Source organism: Hymenobacter psoromatis (assembly GCA_001596155.1).
Taxonomy (GTDB): Bacteria; Bacteroidota; Bacteroidia; order Cytophagales; family Hymenobacteraceae; genus Hymenobacter.
The window spans coordinates 3,838,622-3,862,340 of the sequence record CP014771.1 but is presented as its reverse complement, the minus strand read 5'-3'; the positions used below and the strand labels follow the sequence as shown (position 1 = coordinate 3,862,340).

General features: G+C 61.3%; 22 protein-coding genes. 17 read left to right on the top strand and 5 right to left on the bottom strand.

Features of this window, described 5'->3' with window-relative positions; all coding sequences use genetic code 11:
- Positions 1 to 193 precede the first annotated feature (193 nt).
- Positions 194 to 424: a hypothetical protein gene (locus A0257_16595; GenBank protein ID AMR28551.1), complete on the top strand. Its 231-nt coding sequence runs from the start codon at positions 194 to 196 to the stop codon at positions 422 to 424.
- 121 nt (positions 425 to 545) lie between these two features.
- Here A0257_16595 and A0257_16590 read toward each other — a convergent pair whose 3' ends face one another.
- The 3 genes from A0257_16590 to A0257_16580 all read right to left on the bottom strand — a co-directional run bounded on the left by A0257_16590 (position 546) and on the right by A0257_16580 (position 2,652).
- Complete coding sequence (locus tag A0257_16590) at positions 546 to 1,430, bottom strand: hypothetical protein (GenBank protein ID AMR28550.1); 885 nt, start codon at positions 1,428 to 1,430, stop codon at positions 546 to 548.
- A gap of 67 nt (positions 1,431 to 1,497) precedes the next feature.
- Positions 1,498 to 2,010 carry an ATPase gene (locus A0257_16585; protein AMR28549.1) on the bottom strand — a complete coding sequence of 171 codons (513 nt, stop codon included), beginning with the start codon at positions 2,008 to 2,010 and terminating at the stop codon, positions 1,498 to 1,500.
- Between the two features lie 9 nt (positions 2,011 to 2,019).
- Positions 2,020 to 2,652: a hypothetical protein gene (locus A0257_16580; protein ID AMR28548.1), complete on the bottom strand. Its 633-nt coding sequence runs from the start codon at positions 2,650 to 2,652 to the stop codon at positions 2,020 to 2,022.
- Positions 2,653 to 2,707: 55 nt separating this feature from the next.
- Between A0257_16580 and A0257_16575 the strand changes: the two genes are divergently transcribed.
- The 3 genes from A0257_16575 (at position 2,708) to A0257_16565 (ending at position 6,663) form a co-directional block, all read left to right on the top strand.
- On the top strand, positions 2,708 to 3,031 hold the full coding sequence (locus A0257_16575; protein ID AMR28547.1) for a rhodanese: 324 nt from the start codon (positions 2,708 to 2,710) through the stop codon (positions 3,029 to 3,031).
- Between the two features lie 161 nt (positions 3,032 to 3,192).
- Positions 3,193 to 3,954: a hypothetical protein gene (locus A0257_16570; GenBank protein AMR28546.1), complete on the top strand. Its 762-nt coding sequence runs from the start codon at positions 3,193 to 3,195 to the stop codon at positions 3,952 to 3,954.
- Positions 3,955 to 3,963: 9 nt separating this feature from the next.
- On the top strand, positions 3,964 to 6,663 hold the full coding sequence (locus A0257_16565; protein AMR28545.1) for an ATP-dependent helicase HrpB: 2,700 nt from the start codon (positions 3,964 to 3,966) through the stop codon (positions 6,661 to 6,663).
- Positions 6,664 to 6,803: 140 nt separating this feature from the next.
- Here A0257_16565 and A0257_16560 read toward each other — a convergent pair whose 3' ends face one another.
- A complete protein-coding gene (locus A0257_16560) occupies positions 6,804 to 7,907 on the bottom strand; it encodes a hypothetical protein (GenBank protein ID AMR28544.1) in 1,104 nt (367 codons plus the stop codon).
- A gap of 184 nt (positions 7,908 to 8,091) precedes the next feature.
- On the opposite strand from A0257_16560, the gene A0257_16555 reads away from it, so the two are divergent.
- The 13 genes from A0257_16555 (at position 8,092) to A0257_16495 (ending at position 22,395) form a co-directional block, all read left to right on the top strand.
- Complete coding sequence (locus A0257_16555; GenBank protein AMR28543.1) at positions 8,092 to 8,925, top strand: short-chain dehydrogenase/reductase; 834 nt, start codon at positions 8,092 to 8,094, stop codon at positions 8,923 to 8,925.
- A 177-nt stretch (positions 8,926 to 9,102) separates the two neighbouring features.
- Complete coding sequence (locus A0257_16550) at positions 9,103 to 9,954, top strand: FRG domain-containing protein (protein ID AMR28542.1); 852 nt, start codon at positions 9,103 to 9,105, stop codon at positions 9,952 to 9,954.
- A gap of 287 nt (positions 9,955 to 10,241) precedes the next feature.
- Positions 10,242 to 10,448, top strand: a complete 207-nt coding sequence (locus A0257_16545) for a hypothetical protein (protein AMR28541.1) — start codon at positions 10,242 to 10,244, stop codon at positions 10,446 to 10,448.
- Between the two features lie 130 nt (positions 10,449 to 10,578).
- The gene (locus A0257_16540; protein AMR28540.1) at positions 10,579 to 12,057 is read left to right on the top strand and encodes an IMP dehydrogenase; all 1,479 of its coding nucleotides are present in this window, start codon (positions 10,579 to 10,581) and stop codon (positions 12,055 to 12,057) included.
- Between the two features lie 134 nt (positions 12,058 to 12,191).
- Positions 12,192 to 14,291 carry a hypothetical protein gene (locus A0257_16535; protein ID AMR28539.1) on the top strand — a complete coding sequence of 700 codons (2,100 nt, stop codon included), beginning with the start codon at positions 12,192 to 12,194 and terminating at the stop codon, positions 14,289 to 14,291.
- Between the two features lie 21 nt (positions 14,292 to 14,312).
- The gene (locus A0257_16530) at positions 14,313 to 14,642 is read left to right on the top strand and encodes an anti-sigma F factor antagonist (protein ID AMR29815.1); all 330 of its coding nucleotides are present in this window, start codon (positions 14,313 to 14,315) and stop codon (positions 14,640 to 14,642) included.
- 86 nt (positions 14,643 to 14,728) lie between these two features.
- A complete protein-coding gene (locus A0257_16525; GenBank protein AMR28538.1) occupies positions 14,729 to 15,145 on the top strand; it encodes a hypothetical protein in 417 nt (138 codons plus the stop codon).
- Between the two features lie 307 nt (positions 15,146 to 15,452).
- Positions 15,453 to 17,828: a peptidylprolyl isomerase gene (locus A0257_16520; protein ID AMR28537.1), complete on the top strand. Its 2,376-nt coding sequence runs from the start codon at positions 15,453 to 15,455 to the stop codon at positions 17,826 to 17,828.
- Positions 17,829 to 18,076: 248 nt separating this feature from the next.
- The gene (locus A0257_16515; GenBank protein AMR29814.1) at positions 18,077 to 19,375 is read left to right on the top strand and encodes a peptidylprolyl isomerase; all 1,299 of its coding nucleotides are present in this window, start codon (positions 18,077 to 18,079) and stop codon (positions 19,373 to 19,375) included.
- Between the two features lie 140 nt (positions 19,376 to 19,515).
- Positions 19,516 to 20,481, top strand: coding sequence for an AAA family ATPase (locus A0257_16510; GenBank protein AMR28536.1), 966 nt, complete (start codon positions 19,516 to 19,518; stop codon positions 20,479 to 20,481).
- Positions 20,482 to 20,566: 85 nt separating this feature from the next.
- Positions 20,567 to 20,992, top strand: coding sequence for a hypothetical protein (locus tag A0257_16505; protein AMR28535.1), 426 nt, complete (start codon positions 20,567 to 20,569; stop codon positions 20,990 to 20,992).
- Between the two features lie 356 nt (positions 20,993 to 21,348).
- Complete coding sequence (locus A0257_16500) at positions 21,349 to 21,945, top strand: hypothetical protein (protein ID AMR28534.1); 597 nt, start codon at positions 21,349 to 21,351, stop codon at positions 21,943 to 21,945.
- 78 nt (positions 21,946 to 22,023) lie between these two features.
- Entirely contained in the window at positions 22,024 to 22,395 is a 372-nt protein-coding gene (locus A0257_16495; GenBank protein ID AMR28533.1) for a hypothetical protein, read from the top strand.
- A 94-nt stretch (positions 22,396 to 22,489) separates the two neighbouring features.
- Here the strand turns inward: A0257_16495 and A0257_16490 are convergent, their stop codons facing one another.
- Positions 22,490 to 23,518, bottom strand: coding sequence for a hypothetical protein (locus A0257_16490; protein ID AMR28532.1), 1,029 nt, complete (start codon positions 23,516 to 23,518; stop codon positions 22,490 to 22,492).
- Positions 23,519 to 23,719: the final 201 nt, after the last annotated feature.

Genomic DNA, 23,719 nt, shown 5'->3' with positions numbered 1-23,719 from the left:
GCGCCCGCACTTCGCCTGATTTTCATCTTTTGCCTGGTCGCCGCCCTTTGCTTTTCCCCCGGCATCCGCTAACTTAGCTTTCGGACCGGGCCGGCGCAACTCCAAGCCAACCGTTTGCGTTGGCAGTAAGCCCGCCCGGCCCGGCCGCCGCAACGCTTTTTCCCGCCCCTTAGTCGCTCTATTCTACCGTATTATGCATCAGCTATTGTTTGCGCTGGTTATGCTGGCGGTGTTTACGCTGTTTATGGTCGTGCCCAAGCGGCGGACGCTGCCTCCGCCGCCCCCTTCCTCAGGCGATGACGACGGCGGTGGCGAGCCCCACGAGCCCGGCCTGCCCGACCTCGACCTACCCCCCGGTATCTCGCGCCCCATCAACGATTGGGAGCCCGACTACAACCGCCCCCGCCGCCCGGTGGATGCGTGAGTTGAGTCAGAAATAATACCGTTTGTCATTGCGAGCGAAGCGCGACAATCGCACCCGAACGATACCCGCGCCGGTCGTTCAGGTGCGATTGCCGCGCTTCGCTCGCAATGACAACTGGCTTCTACCCTATCTCAATTGAATAGCTGGCTTCAAATTCCTGGCTGGGCTCCAGCGTCAGAATGCCTTCCTTGTCGCGCAGCTCCTGCGGCGGGCCGGCGGGGCGGGCCACGCCCTGCCAGGGTTCGATGCAGACGAAAGCCGCGCCGGGGCCTTTGGTCCAAAGGCCGAGGTAGGGAAAGCCGTTGAACTGCATCCGCACGAAGGGGCCGGTTTTGTTGGCTCTCTGCAACGTCAGGCGCGTAAAGTCGAAGTGGCTGAACACCAGCGCGTCGTCGGCAAACAGCTCATAGGTGAGGGGTAGGGCCGCGTTCGGCGCGGGCACGGGTGCCGTTTCGCCGGTGCGCAGGCCGCCGCGCAGCAGCTGCCTATCTAAGCTCACGGGGTGGTCAAAGTGAAAGGCGTAGTCCGCAAATTGCTCGCCCGCTTCGGGCCGCAGCGGGCACCGAAACGCCGGGTGCGCCCCGACGCTGAACAGCAGCGCCTGCGGCGCGGCGGCCGGGTTGCGCACGTGCCAGCCCACGGTGAGCACGCTGCCGCGCAGCTCGTAGCGCACGCGCAACTCAAATTCGAAGGGGTAGGCCGTTTTGCTGGCTTCGCTGGCCATGAGCTGAAATGTGAGGCTGTGCGCGTCCTGCAAGATGAGCTGAAACTCCTGGTCGCGAGCAAAGCCGTGCTGCGGCAGCTTATACGCTTCGTCATCAAGCAAATAGGTATCATCGGGCAGCTTGCCCACGATGGGGAACAGCAGCGGCGCGTGGCGGCCCCACTGCGCGGGGTCGGCCTGCCAGATGTATTCCAGGCCGGTGGCAAGGCTGGTGAAGCTGGTCAGCTCCGCGCCGTGCGGGGCAATTTCGACGCGGGCGGTGGCAGAAGTCAGAGTAGGCATGAGGGGGTAGGGTAAGCTTTAGCTTGCCGCGATTGGGCTGGAGTTGCTACTACGCACAAGCTAAAGCTTACGCTACATCCACGGCCGCCACGGCTTGCGCCAGGCGTTGCGCAGACGGGCCATTTATTTCTATGAAAGGCCAGCTTAGCCGCTGCAATTCAGCCTTATATAAAGCATAAAAATGCCAGCGTTGCGCCGGGTCGGGGTGCTCGCGCAGGGGGTCGGGCTGCCAGGGCAGGTCGGGGGCCAGCAGTAGGGTAAGGGCGTAGCGTGGCTTTACTAATTCGGCCAAAACCCAGGCCGGGCAGCGGCCGAAGGCATTCTCGGCCCAGATTTTAATGACCAGCAAATCGGTATCGCAGAAAAGCAGGCCGTTAGCCTGGGTGGCCGCCGCGTCTTCGGCCGCGAGCTGGCCGCGGGCGATGGCTTCGAGGTCGGGGAGGGCGTAGGCGGGACCGTTTTTTTTCAGATACGTGCGGGCAAACTCGGGCACGAACACGGTGCCGTAGTGCGCAGCCAGTTGCGCCGCCAGCGTGCTCTTGCCCGCCGATTCGGGGCCGGTGAGGGAAATGCGTTGCATACCAAAAAACTACTGGGCCGCCGCGGCCCTACCCCGCATATCGCGCCGCCATTCCCAGTAGCCGTAGGCGGCCAGGCCCAGATACAGGGCGTACAATAAGCTGGTGGGATACAGGTGTTTGGCCCAGAGAATGGGCACGTAGATAATATCTACCAGCAGCCAGAGCCACCAGTTTTCCAGGCGCTTGCGCATGAGCAGAAACTGCGCGGCAATGCTGGTGCCGGTGGTGAAGCTATCCCAATGCGGGAAGGTGGAGTCGGTGTGGTGGGCCAGGTAGTAGCCCGCGCCCAGGGTGTAGGCCAGCACGAAGGCGGCGGCCAGCGCCCACTCGGCCAGGGGCGTGTGGGTCACGGGCAGGGGCGTCTGGCCCCGGCCACCGAAGCGCCACTCATACCAGCCGTAGGCGCTCAGGGCAATGAAAATCCCCTGCAAGCCGCTGTCGGAATACAGACCCTGCCGGTAGTAAATCAGCACGTAGAGCAGGCAGCTGACGATGGCAATCGGGAAGTTCCAGAGCGACTCGCGGGCCGCCAGCCACACGCAGACGAAGCCCGTGAGCACGGCCGCCCACTCCAAGCCGGTGGTGGCGCGCACAGCGGCCAGAGTGTCGGCGGGCAGGTTGGCGAAGGCAAATAGCAGCATAGGGCACAGGCAGAAAAGCCGCGCAAGGTAGCCGGGCGCGGTACTTTTGCCCCCGATGCTACCCGACCTGACCCCCGCCGCCCTGCACGCCCGCCTCGTTGCCGGCGAGAATATTCAGCTCGTGGACGTGCGCGAGGAAATGGAATTTGACTACTGCCGCATCGCGGGCAGCGTGCTCATTCCGCTGGGCGAGGTGCCGCGCCGCGCCTCCGAAATCCGCGCCGAAGGGCCGGTAGTGCTCATCTGCCACCACGGCGTGCGCTCGGCGCAGACGCTGGGTTATTTGCAGCACCGCCTGGGCCGCGAAAATCTGCTTAACTTAAGGGGTGGTATTGATGCCTGGAGCCGCGAAGTGGATTCGACGGTGCCGGTTTATTGATATTAGTAATAAGAACGTCATGCTGAGCTTGTCGAAGCATCTCTACTGCGTAAGTAATCCTAACGTTAGAAGTTAGTGACGCGGTAGAGATGCTTCCTTCGTCAGCATGACGTTCTTTTTACTCGTCAGTGCATTAGTCACTCGTCATTAGTCATTACCCCATGCCCTCCCCTACCCTTGCCGACCGCCTGGCCCTGCGCGAGCGCCCCGCCGGCCGGCCGCTGATGCACCAGGAATGGGGCGACCTGCTCTTTATGCACTGGCCGGTGCCGGCCGAGCTGATTCAGCCCCTCCTACCCCCCCGCCTGGCAGTGGACCTGCACGACGGCATGGCCTGGCTGGCGGTGGTACCCTTTCGGATGTGGGATGTGCATAGTCGCGTGACGCCGCCCGTGCCCGGCGTGCGCGAGTTTCTGGAGTTGAACGTGCGCACCTACGTGCACCTCGATGGCGTGCCGGGCGTATGGTTTTTTTCGCTCGATGCCAGCAACCCGCTGGCCGTGTGGGCGGCGCGTACGTTTTTTCATTTGCCCTACTTCCGCGCGCATCTCAAGCTGGAGCGGCCCGCCGCCGACGAGCTGCACTACATCGGCCACCGCGTGCATAACGGCGCGCCCGAGGGCCACTTCGCCGCTACCTGGCGGGTAGGGGCCGTCCTACCCCCCGCCGAGCCCGGCTCCCTCCCGTTTTTCCTTACCGAGCGCTACTGCCTGTACGCGGCCGGTGGCATGGGGCCGGGGCGCGGCGACAAGCTCTACCGGGGCCGCATCGCGCATACTTCCTGGCCGTTGCACGAGGTCGAGCTGCTGAGCTATGAGTCTGATTTGGTGGAAGGCCACGGCCTGCCTACCCCCGTGGGCCGACCGCTGCTGCACGCGGGTGGCCACGTGAGCGTGGACTTGTGGCGCTTGCGGCGGGTGTAATTTTGGCGGGTGTCCACTGACTTTCGCCTACCCCCCCTACCCGATTTACCCGTCGTAGCTGCCCTGCCCGAGCTGCTGGCGGCCCTCGAAACCAGCCCGCGGGCGGTGCTGGAAGCGCCGCCCGGCGCGGGCAAAACCACGGTGGTACCGCTGGCGCTGCTGGCCGCCACCTGGCGGCCGGCCGACCAGAAAATTCTGGTGTTGGAGCCGCGCCAGCTGGCCGCCCGCGCCGCCGCCGCCCGCCTAGCCCAGCTGCTGGGCGAGCCCGTGGGCCGCACCGTGGGCTACCGCGTTCGCCTCGACAGTAAAGTATCGGCCGCCACGCGCATTGAAGTTATTACGGAAGGTATCTTAACCCGAATGCTACAAGACGACCCGGCGCTGGAAGACGTGGCCTGCGTGGTGTTTGATGAGTTTCACGAGCGCAGCCTGAACGCCGACCTGGGCTTGGCGCTGGCGCTCGATGCGCAGGCCGTGCTGCGGCCCGAGCTGCGCATCGTGCTGATGTCGGCCACGCTGGAGGCGCAGCGGCTGGGGCAGTGGCTGCCCGCGCCGGTGGTGAGCAGCGCCGGCTTTTTGTTTCCGATTGAAACCCTTTACCTCGACCCGCGCCGGGCCGCCGCGCTGCCCAACAAGCCCAGCGAGCGGCTGGCCGAGACCGTGCCCGGCCAGGTGCGGGCGGCGCTGGCCGCCCACGAAGGCGACGTGCTGGTGTTCCTGCCCGGCGTGGCCGATTTGCAGCGCGTGGCCCGCAAGCTCGACGGCTCCCTACCCCCCGGCACCGACCTGCACTTGCTGCACGGCGAGCTGCCTTTGGAAGCGCAAGACGCGGCTCTGAAGCCCGCCCCGGCCGGCCGGCGCAAGGTCATTCTGGCCACCAGCATCGCCGAAACCAGCCTCACCATCGAGGGCGTGCGGGTGGTGATTGACGGGGGCTTTGCGCGGGTGCCGCGCTTTGCGCCGCGTACGGGCTTCACCTCGCTCGAAACCGTGCCCGTGGCCCGCGCCGCCGCCGACCAGCGCCGGGGCCGCGCCGGCCGTCTCGCGCCCGGCACCTGCTACCGCCTCTGGACCGAGGCCGAGCATCCCCAATTACCCGCCCACCGCCCGCCCGAAATTCACACCGCCGACCTCAGCGGCCTGGTGCTGGAGCTGGCCCTGTGGGGCGCGCCGGACCCCGGCAGTTTGCGCTGGCTGGACGCGCCGCCGGCCGCCGCCGTGGCCCAGGCGCGGGAACTGCTGGTCAGGCTGGGGGCGCTGGAAGAAGAGTTAAGAGTTAAAAGTGAAGAGTTAAGAGTTAAAAATGCGGATTTGACAGGCGAGGGAGCGGCCGAGTTTTTAACTCTTAACTCTTCACTTTTAACTCTTAACTCCTTTTCAAAACCTACCGCCCACGGCCGCCAATTAGCCAAGCTCGGCCTACCCCCGCGCCTGGGCCACCTCGTGGTGCGCGGCGCGGCGCTGGGCCACGGCCCGGCCGCCGCCGCGCTGGCCGCCCTGCTGGCCGAGCGCGACCTGCTGCGCTGGGCCACGCCCCATGACCCGCGCTCCCTACCCCCCGACCTGCGCCTCAGGCTCGAAGCGCTGGCCAGCGGCCGGGCACCGATGGCCGGCCTGGCGCTGCACCACGCTACGCTCCAGCGCGTGCGCGACGTGGCCCGCCACATGCAAGCCCGCCTGGGCCACCCAAAAAGCCATTCACTCCTTCAATCCTTCGCCCATTCACCCATTGGCCTCCTCACGGCGCTGGCCTACCCCGACCGCCTGGCCCAGCGCGAAGCTCCCGACCGCCTGCGCCTCATCACCGGCCAGCGCGTGAGTCTGCGCACCGAGGACGTGGACCCGCAGGCCGAGTTTTTTGCGGTGGCGCACTTGGCCGGGCTGGCCGGCGCGCCCCGCGCCACGCTGGCCGCACCCCTCGACCGCGAAGAATTGGAAACGGCTTTTGCGGAGCAAATAACTACCACCGAGGAAGTTAGCTTCGACCCCGCCACCCAGCGCGTGACGGGCCGCCGCGTGCGCCGCCTGGGCGCGCTGCTGCTCGAAGAAAAAGTTATTGGCCAGCCTAATGCCGAGTTGGTGGCCCAGGCGCTACTCAGCTATTTGCAGGAGGCAGGGCTGGATAAGCTGAGCTGGACGCCCGCCGCCCGCCAGCTTCAGCAGCGGCTGGAGTTTCTGCGGCGGCATTTTGGGGAGGCGTCTGCCGAGTGGCTGGCTTTCGATGAAGCTACTCTGCTGGCTGATTTGCCGGCCTGGCTCGGGCCGCACTTGACTGGCCTCAAGAGCCTCGACCAGGTGCAGCGCCTCGACCTGCTGGAGCCGCTCCTGGCGCGGCTGCCCGGCGGCTGGGCCCAGCGCCAGGAGCTGGACCGCCTAGCCCCTACCCACCTCGAAGTGCCCAGCGGCTCACACGTCAGCCTCGACTACGCCGACCCCGCCGCGCCGGTGCTGGCCGTGAAGCTGCAAGAATTATTCGGCCTCACCGAGACGCCCACCGTGGCGGGGGGTAGGGTGCCGCTGCTGTTACACCTGCTGTCGCCGGGTGGGAGGCCGGCGCAAGTCACCCGCGACCTGCGCAGTTTCTGGGAAAAGGGTTATTTTGAGGTGCGCAAGGACCTGAAAGGCCGCTACCCGCGCCACCCATGGCCCGACGAGCCGATGAAGCACATCCCCACCAAACTCACCAAAAAGCGCCTTGGAACGTCCTAGAATTTGCTAAGCTAGTACAAGGAGTTCATTTAGCAGTACAAAAAAAGTTGTGACGGTATTAAATAATAGGCTTGGGCAACTGCGTAACTCACTGCCGTATAAGCAAGTATCTTTTTTTTAAAAACCCTTAATCTTGTTTATTAAAGCAGCTTTTTGAAAAACGGCTCTAGCTCTTTGGCCATCACCGCGTGGTCCAACACGTCGGGGTGGCCGCCGCAGCCGTGGGTCTGCATGGGCTCGAAGAAAAACAGCGCTACGGGCGGGGCGGTGGGGTAGGAGGCATCGGTAGCCGTCTTTATCGCGGTCAGGCAATTTTGCAGCTTTACGCGGTTGTTGCCGGTGACCATCGGGCTGTTCAGCAGCGCGATGCGCGCCTGTGGGTACTTGCTTTTTACCAAGCGCACGAACATGGCGTAGTTATTCACGAAGGAGGCGCTATCGAAGGCTAGGCGGGGCGTTTTGCCGTCGCCATTGCTCAAGTCGTTGGTACCCAGCGCAATACTTACTATAGCAGGCTTGTATTTGGTAAAATCCCAGAGCTTGGGATTATCTGCCCGGAAATCAAACTTCTCGTACACCTGCGGCATGGTGGGGCCGCTTTGGCTCCAGGTGCGGTAGGCCCCGATGCCACTCACGCTGCTCAGGATGTAGTTGACGTTGAGGGCGCGGGCCACGCGGGGGCCGTAGGCTTGGTAGGCGTTGGTTTGGTCGTGGTATTCGCCGGTGCCGCAGGGCACTAGCGAGGGGTCGGAAGCGGCCCCGCAGGTGATGCTGTTACCGATAAACTCGATGAGCGGGCCGGTGGGCGCGGGTAGGGCTTTGAGCTTCGCGCCGGTTATTTTTTCAATGTTGAGGGGGCCGGTGCTGGCCTCGGTGGCTTTATAAATCCACACCGTATGCCGGCCCGCCGTGGGGGCCGTGATGGTCAGCGGCGCGGCCGAATTGCCTTCCACCCGCAGGCGCTTCTGGTACGCGCCGTCCAGCTCGTATTGCAAGTAGCTGTGGCCCTGCCCGCCGGGTAGGGAAGCGAAAACCTGGCATTCCTTCCCCTCAAAAGTGAAGCCGAAGTGAACTGCCGAGCTTATCAGCTCCAACTGCCCCGCGCTGGTGATTTGAAAGCGGCCCACGGGCTGCAAAGCTTTTGCTGGTAATGTATCAGTCGGGGGAGCGGCTACGCGGGCGGGCGCGCAGCCCAGCGCCACGCCGCAGGCGGCCAGCAGCAGGAGAGGACGAAAGCGATTCATTTTTAACAAGCTGATTATCTTGACCATGACCAACTTATTTTGAGCTGGCTCACGCCAAATGTAGCGCCCGCACCGGTAGCCGTGGGCCGCGAAAAAGGCTAAGTGCCCGGCGGCAGCCAAACAATCGTCCCGCTGGACGCGTCTTACGGCATAGCATTTTTCGTTTTTCAATTCTCGTAATTTCATGACCAAGCATTGGTTTATTACCGGCGTTAGCACCGGTTTCGGCAAGCACCTGGCCACACTGGCCCTCGCCCAGGGCGATAAAGTAGCCGCCACCTTCCGCCACCAGCAGCAGGCTGATGCGTTTACCAGCCAGGCCGGTAAAAATGGCATCGGCCTGGTGGCCGACGTGGCCGATGAGGCCGCCGTAAAAAAGGCCGTGGCCGACGCCATCAAGGCCTTGGGCCACCTCGACGTTATTGTAAATAACGCGGGCTACGGCTCGCTAGGCCCCATCGAAGAAGTGCCCGATGAGGAAGTGCAGCGGCAGTTCGATGTAAATGTGTTTGGCCCGCTGCGGGTGCTACGGGCGGTGCTGCCACACCTGCGCGAGCGCCGGAGCGGCCACATTATCAACGTCACCAGCATTGGCGGGTTGAAAACTTTTCCGGGGGTAGGGATTTACAACGCCTCTAAGTTTGCGCTCGAAGGCATTGGCGAGAGCCTGGCGCAGCAGATAGGGCCGCTCGGAATCAAGGTGACCAACGTGGAGCCCAGCGGCTTCCGCACCGACTGGGCCGGCCGCTCGGCTACCTATATCGAGCCCAAAATCGCTGATTATAAAGCTACGGCCGGCCAGAACCTGGCCAACATTCAGAAAGCCAGCGGCCAGCAGCCCGGCGACCCCGAGCGCGCTGCTCAGGCCATGTTCGACCTCGTGCGCATGGATAATCCGCCCGTGCACCTACCCCTCGGCAAAGCGGCCGTGAAGGGCGCGCTGGATAAATTCACCCAGATAAAGCAGGAAATCGAGCAGTACGCCCACATCGGCAACGGCGCAGATTTTCCTAATTAATTAAGCAGTTGATTTTAGGATAAGTAAGAACGTCATGCTGACGATAGGAGGCATTTCGCTCACGCCATTGGGATAGTAATTCCAATGATGCGAGCGAGATGCTTCCTGTCGTCAGCATGACGTTCTTTTTAATCCGAACAGCCTAAGCCACACTACCCCCAGCCGTACCTTCACCCTATGCCCACTGCTACCCCGCCTGCCCCCAACGATTTTGAAGCCGAGAGCTGGCAGCAGCTGCAAGACCTGCTGTTTCACGAAACCTGGGATGCGCGGCTGGGGCGCTACCGCTCGCCGTTCGTGTACCGCGGGATGCGCAGCTTTGGTTACTCGCTGAGCACCAGTCTGCAACGTCTCGGCGGTAGTTATCAGGAGCTGGAACATCACCTGCTGCGCAACTTCCGCAAGTACGCCCGCGACACCACTACCCCGCCCAGCGCCACCACCTGGGACTGGCTGGCTCTGGCTCAGCACCACGGCCTGCCTACCCGCCTGCTTGACTGGACGTACTCGCCCTACGTAGCGCTGCACTTTGCCACCGACGACCTGAACGCCTATCACCAGGACGGCATTATCTGGGCCCTGAACTACGTGAAGGCGGCCGAGCACCTCCCCCCCCGCTTGCGCGAAGCCCTGGCCAGCGAGGGTTCCAACGTGTTTACCACCGAGCTACTGGCCCCTACCCTGCCCGGCCTGCGCGACTTGGCCAACCTGCAAGCCGAGCCGTTTGTATTATTCCTGGAGCCGCCGTCGCTCGATGCGCGCATCGTGCATCAGTACGCCCTTTTTTCGCTGATGAGCACGCCCGAATCCATGCTACACACCTGGCTGGCCCAGCACCCCGAATTATATTTTCGCATTCGCCTGCCTGCCCGCCTGAAGTGGGAAGTGCGCGATAAACTCGACCAAGCCAACATCACGGAGCGCGTGCTGATGCCGGGCCTCGGTGGCCTCAGCAGCTGGCTGCACCGCCACTATTCGGCGGCGCAGGGCCGCCCCGCCACCGGCGAAGGTGCCGAATTGCCGGGCTAACCCCTTACCCCTGTTCAGTTAACCGCACCTAGCGTTCAGCGAGAATAAAAGAGAACTGAGCGACTCTTAATAGGTTTTTATCCAGTCGCTGGCTTAGCTTTGTCCTATCAACTGCCAAAAAAGCGCGTGGAGCAGTTGCCCCACGCGCGCTGACAGGCCAGGCGGCGGCATCATGTTCCGCACTTCTGGCATAAGTATTGCATTGGTTAACTGGTAAACGATTTTGGTTTTCTTGTGGAAAAGGAACCTGTTGGAAAGGCTCGTCCCGCTTGGGGCGGGTCTTTTTTTTGGTCCTTTCGCTGGCTTATTTAATAGTTGTGACCTCGGTCGCGGTAGCCACGGTCGTGGTAGCCGCGGTCACGATGGCCCCGGTCATGTTCGTGCACTACGCACGCAGAAAGGGTGAGCGTGCCGAGCACGACGAGGGGCAGAATGTGCCGAAGAAGGGTCTTACCCATTGCAGAAGGTTTTTAAGGAGTGATTATTCAGCGTGAAACGCTTGCTTCTTAAACGACAGGTGAAGGAGCATAGTTAAATGCCTTATCGATAAATAATAGGCGTCCGTCGCCATAATCCGCCGTATATTTGTCTGGCAATAAGGTTTTCTGCTAAACCCCTGTTGCTATGGCCGACCACGCCACCCCCAAAATCGCCTTCGAGGCCCTCACCTACGACGACGTTCTGCTGCTGCCCGCTTACTCGGAGGTCCTACCCCGCGACTGCGACCCCGGCACCCAACTCACCCCCAGCATTCGGCTGCACCTGCCGCTCATTTCGGCCGCGATGGACACCGTGACGGAAGCCGACATGGCCATTGCGCTGGCGCAGGCCGGCGGCCTGGGCATCGTGCACAAGAATATGAGCATCCACAAACAGGCCGAACAGGTGCGGCGCGTGAAGCGCAGTGAGTCGGCCCTGATTCAGGACCCGTTCACCCTACCCCCCTCCGCCACGCTGGCCGACGCCCGCCAGCTGATGCGCAAGCACAACATCGGCGGCATTCCGGTGGTGGAAGCCGACCGCCGCCTGGTGGGCATTCTCACCAGCCGCGACCTGCGCTTCGAGAAAGATTTTGAAGCGCCCGTGACCACGGTGATGGTGCCGCTGGCCCGCCTCGTGACGGCTCCCGCCGGCATCGACCAAACGGCCGCCGAAAACATGCTGCAAGACAGCAAGGTGGACAAGCTGCCGCTGGTGGATGCCGACGGCCGCCTCACCGGCCTGATGACGTACAAGGATATTCGCAAGCGCCGCCGCTCGCCCCAGGCTAGCAAAGACGGCCAGGGTCGCCTGCGCGTGGGGGCCGCCGTGGGCGTCACGGCCGACCTGCTCCAGCGCGTGGCCGCCCTCGTGGAGGCGGGCGTCGATATTATCAGCATCGACACGGCCCACGGCCACAGCAAGGGCGTGCTCGACGCCGTGCGGATGCTCAAGCAAGAATATCCTACCCTCGATATTATGGCGGGCAATGTGGCCACGGCCGCCGGCGCCCGCGCCCTGGCCGATGCCGGCGCGGAGGTGGTGAAGGTGGGGGTAGGGCCGGGCTCCATCTGCACCACGCGCATCATTGCCGGCATTGGCGTGCCGCAGCTGTCGGCGGTGCTGGAGGCGGCGCGCGGCGTGGCCGGCACCGGCGCGACCATCGTGGCCGACGGCGGCATTAAGTTTTCGGGCGATATCGTGAAGGCGCTGGCCGGCGGGGCCGCCGCCGTGATGGTAGGCTCGCTGCTGGCCGGCACCGAGGAAGCTCCCGGCGATTTGATTATTTACGAAGGCCGCAAGTATAAGACCTACCGCGGCATGGGCTCGGTGGAGGCGATGGAAGACGGCTCGAAGGACCGCTATTTCCAGGATGCCGAAGACGACGTGAAGAAGCTGGTGCCCGAGGGCATCGTGGGCCGCGTGCCCTTCAAAGGGGGGGTAGGCGAAGTGCTGTACCAGATGGCGGGCGGCCTGCGCGCCGGCATGGGCTACGTGGGCGCGCCCGACATGGCGGCCCTGCAGGCCGCGCAGTTCGTGCGCATCACCGGGGCCGGCCTGCGCGAAAGCCACCCGCACGACGTGCAGATTACCCGCGAGGCCCCGAATTATTCGAGCCGGTAACAAGTGTAAGGCAAGCTGAAGCTTGCCCTACACTTGACGCCCGACGCGTAGTTTTGCGTTTTGCCTTCGCTGGCTAGATAACGGAGGGCATGGGGTAGGGAAGTTGTTTTGCTTTGTTCTCGCTTTGGTAGTCTATGCTAAAATTTCGCCGCCCTGCTTGGCTATTGGTAGTAGCCGCCGTGTGCTGGCTGCTGCTGCTATTCGGCACGATTAGCCAGGGGCGTCCGGTGCTGGGCCTGCCGGCCAGCTGGCCGCGCTGGCTGTTGCTGCTGGCGCAGGGCAGCTTTGCCGCCAGCATTTTTATGTATGTCCGCCTGCAGCCCGATGCGCTGCGGGGCCACGGGTTTATTGCGGTCCTGCGCCGCCTGTTCTGGCGCGGGCTGGTGCTCACGGCGGGGCTGGTGGCCGTCTGGACCCTTGAGCGGCTCACGGCGTCCCATTCCCTACCCCTGCCCGGCAGCCTGATGATGGCCGTGGGCTATACCCTCAACCTGGCGTTATTTACGCTACTCCTGGCGCAAACGTTTTATACCTGGCGCTCACTGGTGCAGTTCAGGAGTTCGGCCAAGCTCCGGCGCGAGTGGCTGGCATTTGAGCTGCTGCTGGGCGCGGCGCTGCTGCTATTCGTGTGGCAGATTCCGGCTTTCCTCTACGTGGGGACCATCCTGGGTTTGGGCCTGTTTGGCGTGTATTTGAGCGGCCATCAGCGCTGGATTGCCTATCTCAGCCAGGGGCAGAAGCTCCAGGCCATTATGCTCCAGCTGGGGATGCTGAGCTTTCTGGTGCTTTTCCTGCTCTACCTGCGCGGGGCGCAGGCCACCCCCGCGCTGCTGGCCCCGCCCACGCAACAGGCTTTTCTGGTGCTGGCGGCTTTTTTCGCGGTGTTTTATGCCGTAGCTGGGCTGCTGGTGTCATTTTTCAACCTGCCCATCGCCGATGTATATGAGCAGCGGCGAGCCGAAATTCTCAGCCTGCAGCAGCTGAGCCAGATTATCCAGCGCGGCCAGACGGCCCCGGAAATTTACCAGGCGCTGTTTACTTCGGCGGTGCAAACCATCCGGGCCGATGCGGCCTGGCTCGATGCCCAGCCGCAGCCCGCTGAGCTGGCCGGCCCTACCCCCCCTCCCCTCGCCCACGAACTAACGCCGACTGACCTCGACACGCTGCGCACTCAACTTCCTTCTTTGCTCGCCGCCGGGCAAAACGAGCTGATTGACAATGACCTAAACCGTTCGCAGCGCTTCACGGGCCTGAGCAAGCGCTACTGCTCGGCGGCCGTGCTGCCGTTGCGCAGCCCCACCCACGATTATGGCGTGCTGGTGTTGCTAAAAGAAGAGTTGAGCGGCTTCGACCCCGAAGACCTGAGTATTCTGCACACCTTCACGACGCAAACCGTTCTCAGCCTCGAAAACCTGCAGCTGGCCCAGGAAGCCCGCGTGAGCCAGCGCGCCCAGGACGAGCTGCGCATCGCGGCGCTGGTGCAGGAACGGCTGATTCCGAAGCACCTGCCCACCGACAACTGGTTTGAAATCAGCACCTACGCTCAGGCGGCAAAGGAGGTCGGCGGTGATTTTTATGATTTTCTGCACCTGCCGGGTCAGCGCCTAGCCGTGCTCATCGGCGACGTGTCGGGCAAGGGCGTGACGGCCGCCTTCCACACGGCCCAGATGAAGGGCATCTTCCACGCCCTGATGCAGCCCAACCCGCTGGCCAAAAAGGACCGCGACCGCTACCCCGACCCGCACCGCTTCATGGTGCTGGCCAACGAGGCCCTCACCCATTGCCTCGAACGCTCGTCGTTCATCACGGCCTCCTTTTACCTGATTGACTACGAGGCGGGTGGCTTTAGCTTTGCCCGCGCCGGACATTGCCACACGCTGTATTATCACTCTATCAAAGAGGAGGTTAGCTATTTTCAGAGCGAAGGCCTGGGCCTGGGGATTTTACGCGACGCCAGCTACGGCCGCCACGTCAAAACCCAATTCTGGGACTACAACCCCGGCGACGTGATGGTGATTTACACCGACGGCATTCCGGAGGCGCGCAACGGCGAGGGCGACGAGTATGGCGAGGCGCGCCTGGCTTTGATGCTGGAGCAATGCTTCTATCAATCCGCTGAAGAGATAAACCAGTATATCCGTCAGGACGTGCAGGAATTTAGCAAGGGCCTACCCCTCCACGATGACCAAACGCTGCTCGTTATCAAGTTTAAGTCGGCTCAACCCCAACCGTAGCTCCCCCGTATGGAGCCTATTATGAAAGTAACCACGCAACCCACCGACACTACCCTCACGCTTATCCTGGACGGCGAGCTGGACGCTTCTTCGGCCGTAGTGCTCGACACGGAGCTGAATAAGCCCGAGCTGCTCAAATACAAGAAAGTGCTCATTGATTGCCAGCGCCTTAGCTACATCTCGTCGGCGGGCCTGGGAGTGTTTATCTCGCACTTGCAGCGCTTGCAGGATTCCAACGTGAAGCTGGTGTTCTACAATATGCAGGAGAAAGTATTTAACGTCTTCGAAATATTAGGTCTTGATTCCCTGATGACCATCGTATCGACCGAGCAGGAGGCCAAAGCCGCCTAATCGGTGAGGTCGTGATTTAGTGAAATGGCGAGTTTATGTCTAACGACAATTCACCATCTCACTAAATCGCTCAACCACTACTTGTTATGCAAGACCGCATTCGCATTACCTGCTCACGCCACAACCTCCAGCAGGTGCGTGACTTCGTGCGCGGCTTTTTGCTGGCGACTAATCGTAGTGAGTTGATAGTGAATCAGGTAGTATTAGCGGTGGACGAGGTAGTGGCCAATTTCATCATTCACGCCAACGGCGAAGACACGACTCAGTTCTTGGATTTGCTGCTGGTGCTGGCCGACCAGCGACTCGACATCGAGATTGAGGACAACGGCACCACGCTGTTTTTGCCGCCTGGCAAAGTCCCTACCCCCGACTTGCGGGCCTACATTCAGCAAGGCCGCCGAGGGGGCATGGGCATGGCCCTGGTGTCGCGCATTATGGACCGGGTAGAGTTTTTTGAGCGCAACTCGCACACCGTCTGTCATTTAAGCAAGGAATTGCTGTAGCGTACTCACTTTTTCCGAGCCACATCCGCAGCGGGCAGCCGGCAAGTAGAGCCGGCTGCCCGTGGTGCGTCCAGAGGGGCCTCCGCACCGGCAGTTGATTGAGGGTTAAGAGTGAAGAGGTCAGGACTTACGCAACGACAAACGTCTTTTGCGCAAGTCCTGACCTCTTCACTTTTAACTTTTAACTCTTAACTCAGTACGCCCGGCGCACGGAGCGCTAATTTGTTCGTAAAATTGTACCAGCATTGTGTCCGAAGCGTTGCGTTTTACCGCCCGCTTTACCTCGGCCAGTAGTTTCCATTTGTCTATGCATTCCCGCCTTCCGTTGGCTGGGGCCGCTGCCGCCACGCTGCTCCAGCTGGCTGCCTGCCAAACCAGCAAGCCTACCACTGCCACCACTCTGCCCACCGGCGCGGCAATGGCCCTGCCGGTAGCTGCCGGGCCCGCCATCGAAACGCTGGGCACCTACCCGGTGCCGGCCCGCGAGTTTGCCTACGTCTATAAGAAGAATAATGGCACGGCCGCCGACTACGGCACCCGCCCGAGCGTGACGGACTACCTTACGCTCTATACCAACTTCCGGCTAAAAGTGCTGGATGCTGAGAAGCATGGCCTCGACACTACCCAGGCGTTTCGGCGCGAGCTCGATGGCTATAAGCAGCAGCTGGCCCAGCCCTACCTCACCGAGAAGGGCGTGACCGACCAGCTCGTGCATGAGGCCTACGACCGCATGAGCCAGGAGGTGAATGCCTCGCACATTCTCATCCGCGTGGCCCCCGACGCGACGCCGGCCGACACGCTGGCCGCTTACCAGAAAATAATGGCCCTGCGCCAGCGCGTGACGAGCGGCGAGGATTTTGGCACCGTGGCCAGCGCCAGTAGCGAAGACCCCTCGGCCAAGGAGAATGGCGGCAAGCTCGGCTATTTCACTGCCATGCAGATGGTGTATCCGTTTGAGTCGGCGGCCTACCGCACGCCGGTGGGGCAGGTGAGCCAACCCATTCGCACGCGCTTCGGCTACCATATTATTAAGGTGAATGACCGCCGCGCGGCGCAGGGCGAAATCAAAGTAGCTCACCTGATGGTGCGCGTGACGCCCCAGGCGCCCAAGGCCGACTCGGCGGCGGCCCACAAGAAAATTAATGAGCTGTATGCCCGCCTGCGCAAAGGCGAGAACTGGAACAAGCTGGTAGCGCAGTTTTCGGAAGATGCCGGCTCGGCACCTAACGGCGGCGAGCTGCCGCCTTTCGGCACGGGCCGCATGATTCCGTCGTTTGAGGAAGTCGCGTTTAAGCTGCAAAAGCCCGGCGACATTGCCCCGCCGGTGCAAACGCCCTACGGCTGGCACATCATCAAGCTCATCGAAAAGCAGCCCCTACCCCCCTTCGCTACCCTGGAGCCGACGCTTAAGAGCAAGGTAGCCAAGGACTCGCGCTCGGAGCTGAACCGGGCGGCGTTCCTCAAGCGCATCCGGCAGGAGGACCAGTTCCGGGAGATTCCGGCGGCCAAGGAGCTGGCGTTTGCCCAGGCCGACACGGCGCTGGTGAAGGGCCGCTACAAGTTCAACCCCGCTACCATGACGGCCAGCGGTGCCAAAGCCTCGAAAAAAACCGTGAAGGCGGGCGGCGACAAGCTGCCGCTGTTCACCATTATGAATAAGCCCTACCCGGTGACCGACTTCCTGGCTTTTGCGCAGCAAAACCAGCGCCCGCGCCCCACGGCCACGCCGCAGTTTGCCATGCAGCAGCTCTACGACCAGTACGTGGACCAGAGCCTGACCGACTTTGAGAAAGCCAGCCTGCCCACCAAGTATGAAGACTACCGCATGCTGGTGCAGGAATACCGCGACGGCATTCTGCTCTTTCAATTGATGGATAATAAGGTGTGGAGCAAGGCTATTGAAGACACGGCGGGCCTGAAGAAATTCTTCATGGCCAACCAAGCCAACTACCAGTTTGGGCAGCGGGCACGGGGCACGGTCGTTTCGGCCGCCTCACCGCAGCTGCTGGCCCGCGCGCAGCGCGAAATGCCGGCCGGGCGCTACGCCGTAGCTGGCAAAACCGGCTCAGCGCTGGTGCATTTCAAGCTGGGCACTGCTACCCCCGCCACCAGCAACGGCTCGACCGTACTCGATGACGTGGCCCGCCGCCTGGGCCAGGACACGGCCCTGACCGTGACCGTGGCCGGTCATATCCGCAAGGGCGAGAGCGCCACGCTGGCCCGCCAGCGCACAACGGCGGCTATCGAATACCTAGCCAAGACGGGTAAAATTGCTCGCCGCCGCCTCGCGGTCGCACCCGGCAGCCCAGCCGCCACGGCCACTGGTGATACCCGCGTGGCATTTTTCAGCAACTTACCTACCGCACTCGAAACCAACCTCAACCAACAAAATCCGCTGGCGGTGCAGATTCAGCAGCGTACCTTTCAGAAGGGCGACAATAAGGTAATGGACGACTACCTTACCCGCCCGGCCGGCACCTACACCACCCAGCACGACGGCCGCTACTACGCCATCATTGTTAACCAAAGCCTGCCGGCCGGCCCTAAAGCCCTGGGCGATGCCCGCGGCCAGGCCACGAGCGACTACCAGAATTACCTCGAAAAACAGTGGATTGAGCAGCTACGCCAGCAATATCCGGTGAAGGTGAACGAGGAAGAGGTGACGAAGCTGGTGACAAAATAGTTTTTGGGGCTTGGGTATTGCGGCTTAGTGCTTGAAGATTTTTGAACGACCCAAATACCAATATCCAAGCCCCAAGCCCCAATAAGGAACCAGGAACTGGAAAAAACCTTTTATAGCGGCGGCAACCTCTGGGCCGTTTTGTGACTCCGTATTTTATGCAACGTATTTTTCGGCGGCTTTCCGCCCTTTCTCTAATCGCCCTAACGGCCGCCCTGGCCCTGCCCCACGCCAGCTTTGCCCAGTTGGGCATGAGCCGCCCGCGCGGCCAGCAGATTCTGGACGGCATCGTGGTGAAGGTGGACAACCAGATTATTCTGCGCTCCGAGATTGAGGGCATTATGGCCCAGGAGCAGGCCCGCGCCCAGGGCAAGCCCCTACCCCCCGACCTGCGCTGCAAAATATTGCAAAGCCTGGTGCTCAATAAGTTGATGATAGCCCGCGCCGATGTGGACTCCGTAACCGTAACTGACGCGCAGGTGGGTAGCGAGCTCGACCGCCGCATGAACTACTTCGTGCAGCAGGTAGGCTCGGAGAAAAAGCTGGAGGAATTATACAACAAGCCCGTGCGAGCGCTCAAGGAAGACCTGCGCTCACAGGTGCGCGACCAGCTGGTGCAGCAAAAAATGCAGGAGCAGATTGCGGGCAAGGTAGCCGTGACGCCCCGCGAAGTAAAGGAATACTTCGACAAAGTGCCCAAAGACAGCATTCCGTACTTCTCGACGGAAGTAGAAGTGGGCCAGATTGTGATTCCGGCCCAGGTGAACGACGCGGCCAAGCAGGCGGCCATTGCCCAGCTCAACGACCTGCGGGCGCGGGTGCTGGCCGGTGAAAGCTTCGAGGATTTGGCCAAGAAATATTCGCAGGACCCCGGCTCGGGAGCGCAGGGCGGCTACCTGGGCTTCTTCAAAAAAGGCGAGCTGGTGCCTGAATACGAGGCCGCCTCGCGCAAGCTGGAGCCCGGCCAGCTGTCGCCGGTAGTGGAGTCACAGTTCGGTTTTCACCTCATTCAATTCATTGAGCGTAAGGGCGATTCGTATTCGACGCGCCACATTCTGCTCAAGCCTGCTACTGGCACGGCCGACGCCAGCGTGGCCGCCACCAAGCTCACTCGCATCCGCCGCGAGATTCTAAAGGATAGCATCACTTTTGCCAAGGCCGCCAAGGATTTCAGCACCGATAAAATAAGCGCGGCCAACGGCGGCCTGCTGGCCAACCGCCAGGACGGCGGCTCCAGGCTGCCACTTGATAAGCTTGACCCGGCCATCTTCTTCATTATCGATACGATGAAAGTTGGCCACATTACCCCGCCCCTACCCTACCGCACCGACGACGGCAAGGACGCCATGCGCATTCTGTACCTTAAGAGCAACACTCCGCCTCACCAAGCTAACCTGCTCGACGACTATCAGAAAATATCGCAGGCCGCGCTGTCGCAGAAAAAGAGCCGTGCGCTGGACGACTGGTACGAGAAGAACCGCAGCACCGTGTACCTAGAAGTAGCCCCAGAATATGCGCAGTGTAAAGTACTGACCGCCAGCACCGAGTAATAAAATCTATTGAAGCAGAACGTCATGCCGAGCTTGCCGAGGCATCTCGCCCGAATCGTTGGATTAGCATTCCAACGGCGCAAGCGAGATGCCTCGGCAAGCTCGGCATGACGTTCTTTGTTCGTGTTATTTGATTTCTAATGGCTCCATTTCAAAACGACAAAGAAGCGGCCGACTCGCTGGCCCGCGCCTACCAGCAATTGCGGCTGGAAATCGGGAAGGTCATCGTGGGGCAGGATGAGGTGGTGCGGCTGGTGCTGACGGCCGTGTTTGCGCAGGGCCACTGCCTGCTGGTGGGCGTGCCGGGCCTGGCCAAAACGCTGCTCATTCAGACCATCGCCGACTCGCTCGACCTGAGCTTCAACCGCATCCAGTTCACGCCCGACCTGATGCCCAGCGACATCGTGGGCTCGGAGACGCTGACGCAACAGCGCGAGTTTCAGTTTGTGAAGGGGCCGATTTTCGCCAATATCATCCTGGCCGACGAAATAAACCGGACGCCGCCCAAAACCCAGGCCGCGCTGCTCGAAAGCATGCAGGAATACGCCGTGACGGTGGCCGGGCAGCGCTACCCACTGGCGCGCCCGTTTTTCGTGCTGGCCACCCAAAACCCGATTGAGCAGGAAGGCACCTACCCCCTGCCCGAGGCGCAGCTCGACCGCTTCATGTTCAATATCCAGCTGGGCTACCCTAGCTACGAGGAAGAACTGAACATCGTCAAAAACACAACCTCCGACCGCAAGCCTGTGGTTAACAAGCTGCTGCATTCGTCTGATATTCAGGCTTATCAGTCGCTGGTACGCCGCGTGCCCGTGGCCGACAACGTGGTGGAATACGCCGTTAACCTCGTGCACAAAACCCGCCCCCAGGGCGAGCGCGCCGCGCCCCGCGCCAAGCAGCTGCTCGAATGGGGCGCCGGCCCCCGCGCCAGCCAGTATCTCGTGGTGGCGGCCAAGTGCAACGCGCTGCTCAACGGCAAGTATTCGCCCGATATCGAGGACGTGCGCGCCGTAGCTTTGCCCATCCTGCGCCACCGCATCGTGCGCAATTTTAAGGCCGAGGCCGAAGGCGTGACAGTGGAACAGATTGTGAAAGAACTACTTTGATTTAATTAGGAATTATGAATTAGAAAGTATGAATTGCCCAGAGCAACCTCGTTTTAATTCATAATTCTTAATTTCTAATTCATAATTGGAAAATATGGAAGCCCAAGCGTACTACCAACAATTTGAGCGCAACGTGCGCATTATTCTCGACGCGCTGGCAGCCGGCCTCGACCTGCGCACCACCTCGCTCGACACCAGCTTGCCACTGGAAGTATATGTGCTGTGCGAAGTGCTGAACCAGGGTGCCGGCGAGCACTTTACGCTCACGGCCACGGGCGTGGCGCGGCTGGCCGAGTTTCAGCAGCAGTTTATGCGCCACGAAGACCAGGTGCTGGCGGCCATGCAGCGCGTGCTGGCCGACCAAAAATCTATCATGCGCACGCCCGAAGGCCGCGTTTTCACCAAGGAAATGCTGATTCGCCGGCTCGAATTTTTCAACGAGGCGGCCCGGCAGGTGAACGTGATGCGCACCCAGCAGGCCCTGGGCAGCCCCCGCCAATACGCTGACTAGCCGCCCATTAGCTATATAAGAGGGGGTAGGGATAGTATCCCTACCCCCTCTTTTTGCTTCATAAGGTGCTGGGCAGCATGCTGGTTGGTGTTAGCGTAACTATCATTACTCCCCAAGGTTGTTTATAGTCATAGCGGCGTAGGCTGCAAAGCAGAACGTCATTCCGAGCTTGCTGAGGAATCTCGCTCGCGGTCGTTCGGGTCTCGTTCAATGATGCGAGCGCGATTCCTCAGCAAGCTCGGAATGACGCTCTAACGACTTTCTAAACGACTACATGCGTACAACGAATTCCTATCCTTTTCCCACTGCCACCGGGCAAGCGGCAGTCCGGTTGCTGTTTTCTGAGTAAGCTAGTGATGCCTGTTTCTATTCCTGTAACTACTTTACTGGCAACGCCGCGACTCCTGCTCCGGGCTTACCAGCCCACCGACGCGGAGGCATTTTTTGCATTAATCGACCGTAGCCGCGCGCGGCTGCGCGCGTCGTTTCCCGACCGCCTGCGGGCCGTGCGCAGTCTGGCCGATGCGCCGGTGCAGCTCGCCGCCTTTGCCGACGACTGGCAAACCGGCCGGTTTTACGTGCTGGGCATCTGGCACCGCGAAAGCCTTGACTATCTGGGCGATATCTGCTTGATGCCGCAACGGCACGGGCAGGCCGAGATTGGCTACTACCTGGCCGCCGAGGCCGAGGGCCAGGGCTACGCCCGCGAGGCGCTGGCGGCCATCTGCGAGTTTGGCTTTGAAGCGCTGGGCGCGCGGCAACTGCTCATTCGCTGCTTTGCCAACAACCTGCGCGGGCAGGCAGTGGCCCGCGCGCTGGGCTTTGCGGCGCAGAAGCTGCCGGGGGCTTCGGGCTGGCTGCGCCTTCATTTTCGGCGGCAGCCCGAGCCAGCTTCTACCATCCTGCATTTTATGCGCGCCGCGGCACCTACCAATGCCGCAACGCGGCCGTAGCTACGCACAACGTCTTAGTAGATAATCCGTTTAGAGTAGGAAGTTGGCCAGTTGTCAATTCCCTACCCCCCCATTCTTATGAAGCCGCTCCTAAAATTCGCTCCCGCGCTAGCCCTAGCCTGCACCATCACGCTGGCTCACGCCCAAACTCCCGTTGCGAAGGAAGAAGGCCACATGCCTACCAAAGACAAGCGCATGCTTAGCAAGGGCATGGAAGACTGCGCCATGATGACCGGCGGCCAGATGATGCGCATGCAGGACGGCAAAAAAATGGCCATGACCGAAACCATGACCATGAACAACGGCACCAAAGTGATGACCGACGGCAAAGTAGAAATGCGCGGCGGCAAGACCATGATGCTGCACAACGGCCAGTGCGTGATGATGGACGGCCAGGTGAAAGACGTGAAAATGAAAAGCAAAAAAGGCAAGATGATGAGCAGCATGTAGTTGAGTTAATGACTAATAACGAGGGACTACTGACTACTGTCGTTCTAAACGAAGAACGACAGTAGTCAGTAGCCCCTCGTTATTAGTCATTAACTTACTGCCCTACCCTCACCCGGCGGGCCAAGTTGCCGAGCAGCCAGTCTTGCCGGAAATTGAAATAGACGCCGAACGAATAGTCAAGCAGCTGCCGGTTGAAGTCATAGACCGGCTCCACGCGCACCGTCACGGCCGCCGCGTCGGAGATGCGGAAATCGCGCAGCAGGCGCACGAAAAGCAGGCGGCGCTCGCCATCCGTGAAGCCGGGCGTGCCGTAGCGCGAGGCCACTGATTCGTAATAAGACCCACCAAACGGCGCGTAGAAATCGTGCCCGCGCCAGTAGCTGAGCATCAGGTCCCCGTAGTGGGTTTCGAGCGTGCCGTTGAGATACAGCGCATTGCCGCTGCTATAAGGCAGCAGAAACAGCCCCGAGTGGTCGCTGAAAGAGACTCCGTAGGCATTGAGCCGCACGGCCTGGAAAACTGACCCGTGCAGCGGCAGCCGGGCCACTACCCCGCTGGCGTAGTTGAAGAGCGTTTGCACCGGAATGTGCAGGGTATCAATCTGCCCGCCGTGGTGCCGGGCCGTAAACTGGAAGGGAATCGAGATATCCACTGGGCTGTTGTCGCCGCTCACGCGGAAGCTGCTGCTGAGGCCGCCGGCAATCTGCTCCTGGTAATTCACGCCCGGATATTCCTGCTTGAGCCAGTCCACCCACGCATCCAGAAACACGCGCTTGGTGTTCAGCCGGTACTGCATGCCTTCCTCCAACGGCTTTAGCATCACGCGCTCAAAGTCCATTAGCGGCTCGATGTAGCCGTGGTTGAGATTGGCCTTGATGTTGCCGAAAATAAACTGGCTGCTACCGTGCGTCCAGGTGGCGCGGAAGGTGGGGCGCACCTGCTTCAGCACCGGGTTGCCGAAGTCTTTCCAGAGGAAAACGCCGGCTTCAAGCCGCAGGTCTTTGGTGGGGTAGTAAACGAGCTGCGGGTTCAGTTGCGTGCCAAATAGCGTGTAGCCTTCGACAATATCGTTGAAATATTCGTTGTCTTTGAGGAAAGTGAAGGCGTTGAGGGAAATGCGCAAGTCGCCTTGTGCGGGTGTCGCATGCGTGTCTAACTCTTCCGGGTCTTCTGTGACCGGCAAAACTTCCGTGCTGGTACGGTCCCTACCCGGCGTAGGCGACGTAAACGCCCGGTTATCCAGCTGCGCCCAGGCTGGCAAGGCCATAAATAACACAGCCCCAACGCTAACTAAAATTTTTAGAAATTTCCTCATAAATTTGCG

What these genes read in the sequence shown, in the direction of transcription:
- A0257_16530 (AMR29815.1), top strand. Translation starts at nt 14,313, where the DNA reads ATGAAAGTAACCACGCAACCCACCGACACTACCCTCACGCTTATCCTG.
- A0257_16495 (AMR28533.1), top strand. Translation starts at nt 22,024, where the DNA reads ATGAAGCCGCTCCTAAAATTCGCTCCCGCGCTAGCCCTAGCCTGCACC.
- A0257_16500 (AMR28534.1), top strand. Translation starts at nt 21,349, where the DNA reads ATGCCTGTTTCTATTCCTGTAACTACTTTACTGGCAACGCCGCGACTC.
- A0257_16540 (AMR28540.1), top strand. Translation starts at nt 10,579, where the DNA reads ATGGCCGACCACGCCACCCCCAAAATCGCCTTCGAGGCCCTCACCTAC.
- A0257_16510 (AMR28536.1), top strand. Translation starts at nt 19,516, where the DNA reads ATGGCTCCATTTCAAAACGACAAAGAAGCGGCCGACTCGCTGGCCCGC.
- A0257_16515 (AMR29814.1), top strand. Translation starts at nt 18,077, where the DNA reads ATGAGCCGCCCGCGCGGCCAGCAGATTCTGGACGGCATCGTGGTGAAG.
- A0257_16535 (AMR28539.1), top strand. Translation starts at nt 12,192, where the DNA reads ATGCTAAAATTTCGCCGCCCTGCTTGGCTATTGGTAGTAGCCGCCGTG.
- A0257_16560 (AMR28544.1), bottom strand. Translation starts at nt 7,907, where the DNA reads ATGAATCGCTTTCGTCCTCTCCTGCTGCTGGCCGCCTGCGGCGTGGCG.
- A0257_16570 (AMR28546.1), top strand. Translation starts at nt 3,193, where the DNA reads ATGCCCTCCCCTACCCTTGCCGACCGCCTGGCCCTGCGCGAGCGCCCC.
- A0257_16580 (AMR28548.1), bottom strand. Translation starts at nt 2,652, where the DNA reads ATGCTGCTATTTGCCTTCGCCAACCTGCCCGCCGACACTCTGGCCGCT.
- A0257_16575 (AMR28547.1), top strand. Translation starts at nt 2,708, where the DNA reads ATGCTACCCGACCTGACCCCCGCCGCCCTGCACGCCCGCCTCGTTGCC.
- A0257_16525 (AMR28538.1), top strand. Translation starts at nt 14,729, where the DNA reads ATGCAAGACCGCATTCGCATTACCTGCTCACGCCACAACCTCCAGCAG.
- A0257_16555 (AMR28543.1), top strand. Translation starts at nt 8,092, where the DNA reads ATGACCAAGCATTGGTTTATTACCGGCGTTAGCACCGGTTTCGGCAAG.
- A0257_16595 (AMR28551.1), top strand. Translation starts at nt 194, where the DNA reads ATGCATCAGCTATTGTTTGCGCTGGTTATGCTGGCGGTGTTTACGCTG.
- A0257_16520 (AMR28537.1), top strand. Translation starts at nt 15,453, where the DNA reads ATGCATTCCCGCCTTCCGTTGGCTGGGGCCGCTGCCGCCACGCTGCTC.
- A0257_16585 (AMR28549.1), bottom strand. Translation starts at nt 2,010, where the DNA reads ATGCAACGCATTTCCCTCACCGGCCCCGAATCGGCGGGCAAGAGCACG.
- A0257_16550 (AMR28542.1), top strand. Translation starts at nt 9,103, where the DNA reads ATGCCCACTGCTACCCCGCCTGCCCCCAACGATTTTGAAGCCGAGAGC.
- A0257_16590 (AMR28550.1), bottom strand. Translation starts at nt 1,430, where the DNA reads ATGCCTACTCTGACTTCTGCCACCGCCCGCGTCGAAATTGCCCCGCAC.